We start from the raw sequence: 11,506 nt of genomic DNA, 5'->3' as shown, positions 1-11,506 counted from the left end.
ATAATTTAATAATAATTATTTTACTTCTGAAACTTTTAAAACATTTGTGCTTCCTGCTTTATCAGCTGGTATACCTGCTGCTATAACTACAGTTTCTCCTGCATTAACAAATCCAGCTTCTTTAGCATAGTTAACTGAATCTTCCATTATTTCTTTATGAGAGTTCATGCTCTTAACTACTACTGGATATACTCCAAAGCTTAATGTTAGTTTTCTAGCAACTTTTTCACATGGAGTTACAGCAACTACTGGGCATTGTGGTCTACTTTGAGATATTCTTCTAGCAGTTGCTCCTGTTTGAGTCACTGATATTATTGCAGAAGCATTTAATTCATTAGCAGCATTACATGCAGCTCTTGAAATTACTCCTGAAATAGCTGGTATATGATTTTTAGCTTTTGATTCAGCTAATTCATAGTTTAATAATTTTTCAGATTCTGTAGCTATTGTAGCCATAGCTTGAACTGCTTCTACTGGCCAGCTTCCGTTTGCTGATTCACCACTTAACATAATTGCATCTGTTCCATCTAATATAGCATTAGTTACGTCTGAAACCTCTGCTCTTGTTGGTCTTGGGTTTCTCATCATAGAATCTAACATTTGAGTAGCTGTTATAACTGGCTTACCTGCTTCATTACATTTTCTGATCATTAATTTTTGAGCAGCTGGAACTTCTTGCATTGGTATTTCAACACCTAAATCTCCTCTAGCTACCATTATTCCATCAGATGCTTCTAATATTTCATCTAAATTATCTAAACCTTCTTGGTTTTCTATTTTAGAGAATATTTGAATATGTTCTCCACCATTTTCTACCAAAACTTTTCTGATATGTTCAACATCAGAAGCTTTTCTTATAAATGAAGCTGCAACTAAATCAACTTCTTCTTGACAACCAAATATTAAATCAGCTTCATCTTTTGCAGTTAATGCTGGTAATTGTATAGAAACGCCTGGTACGTTAACTCCTTTATGAGTTCCAACTAATCCAGTATTTTTAACAACACATTTAATAGCATTTCCTTCTACTGATTTAACTTCTAATCCAACTAAACCATCATCTATTAATATAGTATTTCCAGGTTTAACATCATTAGATAATCCTGCATAAGTTACTGAACATTTAGTTGTATCTCCAACTACGTCTCCACCAGCAAATATAGTAAAATCGCTTCCTGCTGTTAATTCAACCTTGTTTGGTTCAAATTTTCCAGTTCTTATTTCTGGTCCTTTTGTATCTAACATTATAGCTATTTGTTTATTATATTTTTCTCTTAATTTTTTAACTAATGCTATTCTTCCACCGTGTTCTTCATGATCACCGTGAGAGAAGTTATGTCTTGAAACATTTAATCCTGCTTCTATTAATTTTGATAATACTTCTTCATTTTCACTTGCTGGTCCAAGAGTACAAACTATTTTTGTTTTTCTCATCTAACAACACTCCCTCGTTTTAAATTAACCCTAAATTTTTTTATATATTATAAATCACAAACTTAAAAAGTTTATAACCTTAATAACTTAATTATTTATTTATAGAATTAGCTGTATTATATAACTTTTCATCAAAGCTTCTTGGAATTGCTAAAGCTTCATCTATATCCATATCAAATATTTCATTTGCTTTTATTCCTATAACTCTAGAAGTTTTTCCTTCTAATAAAACTTCTACAGCCTTAGCTCCCATTCTTGATGCTAAAACAGTATCCATAGCTGATGGTGAACCACCTCTTTGAATATGTCCTAAAATAGTAGCTCTTGTTTCTATTCCTGTTGTAGCTTCTATTTCTTTAGCTAAATCTTCAGCTCCTCCAACTCCTTCTGCAAGGATTATTATATTGTGAAGCTTACCATTAACTTTTCCTTCTAATATTGTTTTTATTAATTCTTCTTTATCAAAAGGTAATTCTGGAACAATTATTGCTTCTGCTCCACCTGCTATTCCAGCAAATAAAGCTAAATCTCCACAATTTCTTCCCATAACCTCTATAACAGATACCCTTTCATGAGAAGAAGAAGTATCTCTTAATTTACCTATATCTTCTACAATGGTATTTAATGCTGTATCAAATCCTATTGTATAATCTGTGTATGGTAAATCATTGTCAATAGTTCCTGGTAGTCCAACTGTCTTAACTCCTAATTTTGATAGAAGCTTAGCTCCCATAAAAGAACCATCTCCTCCACAAACAACTAAAGCATCAACTCCATAAGCCTTTAATATTCCTGCAGCTTTTTCTCTTACTTCTTCTTGTTTGAATTCTACGCATCTTGCAGTTCTTAAAATTGTACCACCTTTATTTATTATATCTGAAACGGATTTTCTATCCATTTTAAATAACTCACCGTTTACAAGTCCTGCATAACCTCTTTGCACACCCATAACTTCTATTCCATGGTGTAAAGCAGTTCTAACTACTGCTCTTACAGCAGCATTCATTCCTGGTGCATCTCCACCGCTTGTCAATACAGCTATTTTCTTCATAGTATACCTCCTAAACTAGACCGGGTCTTTAAAAGTCCCTCTGGTATTAAAATTGCCCATATTTATTTAAATAACAATACAATTGCTATTTTTTTAAATTTTCTCACATTTAAATCACTACAATAATAATTTTACTTAAAATATAAGTTATTTTCAACCTTTTTATGTAGAATAGCATAAAAAAACATCGAGTATTTTTATGTATACCTTACCATCAATCTATATTTTTTTAATATACTAGTGAAAAAATAATTTCATCTTAAAAACATATTTTAATCTTACATAAATATTTAAAATTTTTTATTAATATAAAAAGCTATATATTTTCCTTTTTACAGGAAAATATATGCTATAAATTTCATTACATCTTTTTATATTAATAAACTTCAAATACAAATAAGCATTTCATTGTTTATTATTTACACTTTACAAATATTTAAACATACTTTTATATAATAAATTAATTTTTTATTCTTCTAAAACTTTTATATTTTCTTCTCCAAATTTTTCTCTCAAAACACTTAAAACATCATTATTTAAATCTACCCAAACATCCCTATTGGTTAAAAATTTTCTTTTTTCTCTATCTGCGTATAAGTATATTGGCGTTTTCCCAGTATAATCTTTTACTATAAATTTTAATAATTTATTTATTTCTTTTGCCTTTTGAATATCTTGAACTCTAATATAAACCTTAGAGCTATCTATTTTTTCTAAAATATTTATACTTTCACAAATAATTTTAACATCTTCATCTGGTTTTAATGAAACTCTTCCCTTAACCAATACCATTTCGTCTTCATTAACTAAAGCTGTATATTTTTCTAAAGTTTTTGGAAATACTATTACCTCTATCGTACCTGATAGATCTTCCACTTTCATAAATGCCATTAAAGTATTGTTCCTTGTGACTTTTCTAGATGCAAAAGACACAATTCCACCAATTATTACTCTATCTCCATCCTTTATATTTTCCCCACTATCCAAATTTGAATCAATGGAGTTTTCTTCTTTTAACTTTTTTTCTTCATCTAATATTTTTCTTATCGTTATAGATGTCTGCATTTTTAAAGTTTTTTCATATTCATCTAAAGGATGACCACTTATGTAAAGCCCTGTCATTTCTTTTTCCATAGCTAATAAGTGATTTTTGTCAAACTCATTTATATCTGGATAAGAAACTTTAAGTTGTAAAAAATTACTCTCTACATCATCTCCAAATAATGATATTTGACCATCAATATTTTTCTTTTTTTCATTTGCTGCACTATCAGCTATCTTTTCATAAACAGCTAAAAGTCTAGATCTATAAATTTTAAAACAATCAAAAGCTCCCGATTTTATTAAACTTTCTATACCCCTTTTATTTATTGCACCTACATCTAACTTATTACAAAAATCTGTTAATGATTTAAACTCTCCTTTATTTTTCCTTGCTTTAACTATACTATCTACAACATTTACTCCAACATTTTTTATTGCAGCTAATCCAAACCTTATAGTATCGCCTTTAACTGTAAACTTTGAATAACTTTCGTTTATATCTGGTGGTAATATTTGAATTCCTAAATTCTCAGCACTTCTTATATATTCAGATACTTTTTCACTATTATTCATAAATGAGTTAAGCATTGCTGCTAAATACTCTGTTGGATAGTATCTCATTAAATATGCTGTTTGAAATCCTATTACTGCATAGGCTGCCGCATGTGATTTATTAAACGCATAACTAGCAAAATCTATCATATTGTCGAATATTTTATTCGCAACTTTTTCACTTATTCCATTTCTCACACAACCTGGAACCTCTATTTCACCTTTTTCATTTTGAATTCCATAAATAAAATTTTTTCTTTCTTCTTCCATTACCTTGTGTTTCTTCTTCGACATAGCTCTTCTAACTAAATCACTTCTACCCATGGAATATCCAGCTAATTTTCTAACTATTTCCATAACTTGTTCTTGATATACCATTACTCCATAAGTAACATTTAATATTTCTTCCATTTCTGGAGTTTCATATTTTACACTATCTATATTTCTTTTACCCTTTATATATCTTGGAATTTCAGCCATCGGTCCTGGTCTGTAAAGAGAGATTCCCGCAATTATATCTTCAAAACAATCGGGCTGAAGTTCTTTCATAAAAGAAATCATACCAGCTGATTCTAATTGAAATACTCCAGCTGTTTGCCCTTTACTTATCATCTCATAAATTTCCTTATCATTAAAATCCAGATTATTTAAATCTATATCTACTCCCCTATTTTCTTTTATCATCTTAACAGCATCACTCATAACTGTTAATGTCCTAAGACCTAAAAAGTCCATTTTTAAAAGTCCAAGTTCTTCTAAAGTAGTCATATCAAATTGAGTTACAATTGATTCATCATTCCTTTGAAGTGGTACATACTCAACTAAAGGTCTAGATGCTATAACAACGCCTGCTGCATGAGTTGCAGAATGTCTTGGAAGTCCTTCTAATCTTCTACTTATATCAACAAGTTCCTTAACTCTATTATCTGAATTATAAATATCTTTAAACTCTGGATTTGACTCTAAAGCTTTATCTATTGTCATACCAAGAGCCGTCGGAATCATTTTTGCAACTCTATCTACTTCTGCATAAGAATAATCCATAGCCCTTCCAACATCTCTTATGCACATCTTAGCTGCCATTGTCCCAAAAGTTATTATTTGGGATACATTATCTTTTCCATACTTCTTAACTACATAATCTATAACTTCTTGCCTACGTTCATAACAAAAATCTGAATCCACATCAGGCATACTTACTCTCTCTGGGTTTAAGAACATTTGTATTATCCACAGACTCTTTATTCTGTGCTCTGGAGGTTTCCCTCATTTTCATTAAATGGTTTATTCCATTCCAGTTTGGACTATATCATCTTACTGAATTTAATATATCATTCAATAAGTTGGGCACTCTTGGAAAGATTTATTGATTAGCTACTCATCTTTCTAGTCTCTGAACCTTTCTAGTACTTTACGCTATTCCTAGACTTGGCTGCTGATTAACATATTTTTTTAAACTTAGTCTTCCAGCAATTCACCCAATTTAACGAGCGCATCTTAGCTCACGCTCAAACAACAACCCATATTTCATAGGATCTATTTTAGTTATATCTAATGTATATGATACTATTGATCCAGCCGCACTCCCACGACCTGCACCTGTTGGTATTCCATTATCTACTGCATATTTTATGAAGTCCCAAACAATTAAAAAATAATCAACATACCCCATTTGTTTTATAATTTCTGTTTCATAAAGAAGCCTATCAACTAATACTTTTGCATCTTCGTTTGTCTTTGAAAATTCTACTACATCCTTATAATTAAAATTATCCTTAATTTCTTTAAAAACATCATATCTTTTTACTAAACCTTTAAAACAATTTTTTAAAAGATATTCATAGGGATCATTTTCTCCTTCTGGAAGTTGATATTTAGGCAATTTAGATACATGAAACTCATAATCATAATTACATTCATTAGCTATTTTTATAGTATTTTCTAAGGCTTTGGGAATATAATCAAACATATCCCACATTTCATCAGGTGATTTTAAATAAAACTGGTCAGACGGATATCTTCTTCTATTTTCATCATTAACTGTTTTTCCCGTTTGAATGCACATAAGTATATCATGAGCCTTTGAGTCTTCCTGATAAATATAGTGAACATCATTAGTAGCTATAAGCGGAATGTCTAATTCCTTCGCTAGCTTAATATTTTCTTCATTAACTTTCCTTTGTTGCCTCATCCCATGATTTTGAAGTTCTAAATAAAATCCATCTTTAAAAATTTCTTTATAAAACAAAGCTGCTTCTGTAGCTTTATTTATATTATTTTCTAAAATAGCTTTTTGAACTTCTCCTCCAAGACATGCACTTAATGCTATTAAACCTTCAGAATGAGCCTTTAAAAACTCTCTGTCCACCCTTGGCTTATAATAAAATCCCTCTATAGAAGCTACAGAAACTATCTTCATTAAATTTTCATAACCTTTTTGATTTTTTACTAATAAGACTAAATGATATGTTTTATTATCACTATCAACAGATTTTATTTTCATAGATTTAGGAACCACATATACTTCACATCCTAAAATCGGCTTTATTCCCTGTTCTTTTGCTTCCTTATAAAAGTCTGCACATCCATACATAACTCCATGATCAGTTATTGCTATACTTTCCATACCAAGTTCTTTTGCCCTTGAAATTATCTGCTTTATTTTACCTGATCCATCAAGCAAACTATACCCTGTATGTAGATGCAAATGACAAAATTTTTTATCAGACATATTTTTCACTTCCTTTCTAAAATACATCTTGATTTCATTAATATTTTAACACTTTATGAGTCTTAACAACACATCTTAAATACTACACTAAAATCCATTAATCTTATAGTCTTTATTATTTATAAATCTTTAGAAAAAAATAAGATTCTAAACCAAAATTTAGAATCTTTTAGTATGTTAAAAATTATTTTCTCTCAACTCTTCAGCTATTTTCTCTATTTTTCTAAGCCTATGATTCACACCAGACTTTCCTACCTTAGGTTCTAACATTTCCCCTAGCTCCTTTAACGATTCATCAGGAAACTTTAATCTAAGTTCTGCAATTTCTCTAAGATTTTTAGGAAGTCTTGCAAGACCTATCTCTCTTTCTATAAGCTTTATACTTTCAACTTGCCTTACAGCAGCATTTACAGTCTTACTAAGATTAGCAGTTTCACAATTAACTAATCTATTGACATTATTTCTCATTTCTTTGATTATTCTTATATTTTCAATCTCTAAAAGAGCAGTATGTGCACCTATTATATTTAAAAGATCAACTATCTGTTCTCCTTCTTTAATATAAATTATATAACTATTTTTTCTTTGAATTACCTTTGAATTAAGACCAAAACTATTTATAATTTTACATAAATCCTCAGAATATTCTTGAGAGTGAGTTACAAACTCTAGATGATAATTTTTTTCTGGATTACTTATACTTCCTCCACCTATAAAAGCTCCTCTAATATAGTATTTTTTCTTAGTCTCAGTATCTACTAAACTGTCATCAATAGTATAATCTAAAGACATTATTCCATCTATTTCTCTTAAAATTCCTGTTGTCTTTAATAGTTCCTTTACTCCCATATCTTCAGTAATTACAACCATATATATATTATTCTTTTTTAAAGAATTACTTTTTTTCACCATAAGCTTTGAGTGAATTGAAAAGTAATCTTTTAAAAGTGTAAACATAAGTCTTGCTGCCGCTGGATTTTCTGTTGTTATTTTAAAGCTTATTTGTCTACCACTAAAAGCTAAAGTTCCACTTACCTTCATTATAGCTGATATTTGAGCAAGAGCCTCCTCTTTTGACATATCTACATATCTACAAATCTCTCCTTTGACTTTTGCTGAAAACGACATAATACTATCCTTTCTAGTTATCTCGAGTTTTTATTTTTTTGCATAAATATATATACTCTAAAATTTTATTTCTATCATAGAGCATTTTCCTTTCCATAACCGTTTCTATTATTATTTTAGCCAACTTTTTCGCATTATGCCTAACATAAGTTTTTTGTGTTTCCGTTAAATCATCTTTTACTACATCTACACCTAACTTTTCTAGTTCTTCTATATCCAGATTAACTATATCAGACCCTTCTGCATAATATTTATCCTTTAAATCAGGATGAATACTCTCCTCATTAGCTATCACACAATCAATAATATCCCTACCACAATGGTCAAAAATCACTTTAATGTGATCTGAAACTGAAAACTTTTGGGTTTCTCCAGGCTGAGTCATAATATTACATATATATAACTTAAGAGCCTTGCTCTTTTTTATGCTTCTAGTAATATCTTTTACCAATAGATTAGGCAAAATACTCGTATATAAACTTCCTGGTCCAAGCACAATCGCATCTGCATCTTCAATAGCTGAAATGGCATCATCTAAAGCTTTTGCATCTTCCGGAAATATTTTAAGTTTTTTTATTCTACTATCCTGTTCAATAACCTCTTCACCAATTATCGATTCCCCTCTGACTTTATTTCCATTCTCAAGTTCCGCTTCTAAAACCATATCTTCTAATGTAACTGGTAAAACTTTTCCTTTCACAGCAAGAACTGAACTCATCTTTTGAACAGCATCTTCAAAATTATCTGAGATTCCATCCATAGCAGCTAAGAATAAATTACCAAAATTTTGATTTTTAAGTCTTCCGTCTTTAAACCTGTACTGTAAAAGTTCTTCCATTAAAGGTTCTGTTCTTGCTAAAGCTAATATACAATTTCTTATATCTCCAGGTGGTAGAATGCCAAGGTCTTCTCTTAAAACTCCAGATCCACCACCATCATCACCTACCGTAACTATTGCAGTTATATTTGAAGTATAGTTTTTAAGCCCTCTAAGCATAGTTGATAATCCAGTTCCCCCACCAATTACAACTATCTTGGGTCCCTTTAATAAAATAACATCATCATCTATAAGTTCCTCTAAATCTTCATCTATATTTATATCAATGTATCCTCTTTTAGCTAGGACAACAATGCATTTTATAACCTCTTCAACAGATTTATATATGAAAATAGATGATAATACAATAAAAACTATAATCAAAACTATATCAGTACTATTTTCATCTAATCTACTTAAAACAGTTTTTGTTATTAATATTATTAAAACTAAAATTGATATTACTGATGCTATAATATATCCTTTTACTCTTTTTCCTAATTTGAAAGACTTTAGAGGAATCATAATTTTTTAGCTCCTCTATTTATATCCTCATTTATATCTCTATGCTCTATTCCAACAGTATAATCTGATGCTTTTAATTCTTCATAAATTTCATTTGCTATAGCAACTGACCTATGTCTTCCACCAGTACATCCAATTGATACAATTAATTGTCTTTTCCCTTCTTTTATATAATTAGGTATTAAGAAATATAGCATGTCTTTAAGTTTAATTACAAACTCTTGAGCTTCTTTTTGTTCAAAAACATAATTTTTAACCTGTTCATCTAATCCTGAGTAAGGCTTTAACTCCGGTATATAAAAAGGGTTAGGTATAAATCTTACATCGAAAACTAAATCTGAATCAGTTGGTATTCCGTACTTAAATCCAAACGATAATATAGTTAATGTTAAACTTCTATCACGCCCTTTCCCATCTCCATATAATAAATTTATCTTTTCTCTTAAATCTCTAATTGCATATTTAGATGTATCTATTATATTATCGGCTCTATCTTTTATTTCCCTAAGCCTCATCCTTTCCTCATTTATACCAGTTAAAACTCTTCCATCTGGTGAAAGTGGGTGGCTTCTTCTACTTTCCTTAAATCTTTTAACTAACATTTCATCTGAAGCATCTAAAAATAATATTTCATATTTAAAATTTTCTTTTTTTAAATACTCTAAGCTTTCAAATAAATCGTCAAAAAATATTCCACCTCTAATATCTATAACTAAAGCTACCTTATTTATCTTCCCTTGACTTTGAGTACATGCCTCTGCAAACTTTGATATTAATTTGGGTGGCAAATTATCAACGCAAAAATATCCCAAATCTTCCAAACTTCTTGTAGCTTCGGTTTTTCCTGCTCCTGAAAGTCCTGTTACTATTACAAACCTCATAGAAATCCTCCTCAAAACTTTTATATTAAAAATTATATCATAAACTGACCAATACTACTCATAAGCACTAGAGTAATTATTGATAAAAAGATGTCTACTATGATATTTTAGTATAACACTAAAACCAAAGGATTTCTTTATAAAAAAATAAAAAATATTTGCTTTAATATGTATAAAATATTGAATTTTTGCAAATAATTAAAATACATTATACAATAAGTTCCCCCAAAAATACTATTGTATATTAAAGAGTGGTCCCCCCACTCTTTCCTTTTGCAAACACCTTATACAATATTCATTTAAATAAAATATTATTTAAATACTAAAAAGACCTAAAGAAATATACTTCAGGTCTTTTATTTTTTCATTAATCTCTACCGATTATTCTTACTTCTGTTTTAAGATCCACATCAAACTTTTCTTTAACTACTTTTTGCACATGCGCTATAACATCTAAAATATCTTTAGCAGTAGCTTGTCCATGATTTATAACAAAGCCTGAATGCTTCTTGGATACTGATGCACCACCAATTGAAAATCCTTTAAGACCAGCGTCTTCAATTAATTTGGCTGCAAAATGTCCCTCAGGTCTTTTAAATGTACTGCCTGCTGAAGGATATTCAAGAGGTTGTCTTTCTTCTCTTCGTCTTGTTAAATCATTAATCCTAAACTCTATCTTATCATGCACTCCCTTTTGCAAAGTTAAAGTAACACTTATCACAGCATAGTGTTCTTTCATTATTAACGAACTTCTATAACCAAGAGCCAATTTTTCTCTATTTAAAGTAACAAGATTACCTAATGTATCTATGGCTTCTACTTCCTTAATAACTTCAGCAATTTCTCCATTATAAGCTCCAGCGTTCATGCAAGCAGCTCCACCAATACTTCCAGGTATTCCACACGAAAACTCAATACCAACTAAATCTTCAGCAAGTGCAGCTTTGCATACATCTTTTAACAAAGCTCCGCTATATGCTGTTAATTCATTTCCATTCACAGTTATTTTATTTAATTTGCAAAATTTAATAACTACCCCTTCAACTCCACCATCTTTAACTAAAAGATTAGAACCGTTGCCTAATAAGAAATATGGTACATTGTGTTCTCTACATAAGTTAATAGTTTTTATTACCTGCTCTTTAGTATTAGGTGTAACTAAAATATCAGCAGGGCCTCCAACCTTAAAATAGATGTGTTCACTCATAGGAGCATCTATAAGTACATCTTCCTCATTATAAAACTCATAAAGTAACTTACTAAAATTGATGTATTTATTCATTATAAACTCCAAACTCCTCAAAATTAATATTATTCCTACCAAATATTTTATAAAATAAATA

The 11,506-nt window shown here is 29.9% G+C and carries 6 protein-coding genes and 2 pseudogenes; all 8 read right to left on the bottom strand.

The genetic code is table 11. The features are described from left to right. Positions 1-15 precede the first annotated feature (15 nt). The 8 genes and pseudogenes from pyk to murB all read right to left on the bottom strand — a co-directional run bounded on the left by pyk (position 16) and on the right by murB (position 11,445). Positions 16-1,434 carry a pyruvate kinase gene (pyk, locus tag HH195_RS00910; protein WP_196371236.1) on the bottom strand — a complete coding sequence of 473 codons (1,419 nt, stop codon included), beginning with the start codon at positions 1,432-1,434 and terminating at the stop codon, positions 16-18. A 91-nt stretch (positions 1,435-1,525) separates the two neighbouring features. Further along, positions 1,526-2,485 carry a 6-phosphofructokinase gene (gene pfkA, locus HH195_RS00905; protein WP_055259866.1) on the bottom strand — a complete coding sequence of 320 codons (960 nt, stop codon included), beginning with the start codon at positions 2,483-2,485 and terminating at the stop codon, positions 1,526-1,528. A gap of 468 nt (positions 2,486-2,953) precedes the next feature. Continuing rightward, a pseudogene (gene dnaE, locus HH195_RS00900) lies at positions 2,954-5,299 on the bottom strand (DNA polymerase III subunit alpha); the annotation flags it as partial. A 286-nt stretch (positions 5,300-5,585) separates the two neighbouring features. After that, a pseudogene (dnaE, locus tag HH195_RS00895) lies at positions 5,586-6,812 on the bottom strand (DNA polymerase III subunit alpha); the annotation flags it as partial. Positions 6,813-6,989: 177 nt separating this feature from the next. Further along, positions 6,990-7,940, bottom strand: a complete 951-nt coding sequence (whiA, locus tag HH195_RS00890; RefSeq protein ID WP_196371234.1) for a DNA-binding protein WhiA — start codon at positions 7,938-7,940, stop codon at positions 6,990-6,992. A 13-nt stretch (positions 7,941-7,953) separates the two neighbouring features. Further along, a complete protein-coding gene (locus tag HH195_RS00885; protein WP_196371233.1) occupies positions 7,954-9,282 on the bottom strand; it encodes a gluconeogenesis factor YvcK family protein in 1,329 nt (442 codons plus the stop codon). Further along, complete coding sequence (gene rapZ, locus HH195_RS00880) at positions 9,279-10,163, bottom strand: RNase adapter RapZ (protein ID WP_196371232.1); 885 nt, start codon at positions 10,161-10,163, stop codon at positions 9,279-9,281. The genes HH195_RS00885 and rapZ overlap by 4 nt, the downstream gene beginning before the upstream one ends. Before the next feature lie 367 nt (positions 10,164-10,530). Further along, positions 10,531-11,445, bottom strand: a complete 915-nt coding sequence (gene murB / locus HH195_RS00875) for a UDP-N-acetylmuramate dehydrogenase (RefSeq protein ID WP_196371231.1) — start codon at positions 11,443-11,445, stop codon at positions 10,531-10,533. Positions 11,446-11,506: the final 61 nt, after the last annotated feature.

The sequence above is a fragment of the Candidatus Sarcina troglodytae genome (genome assembly GCF_015708635.1).
Taxonomy (GTDB): Bacteria; Bacillota; Clostridia; order Clostridiales; family Clostridiaceae; genus Sarcina; species Sarcina ventriculi.
The sequence above is the reverse complement of the archived record's forward strand: the minus strand, read 5'-3'. Positions and strand labels throughout refer to the sequence as shown.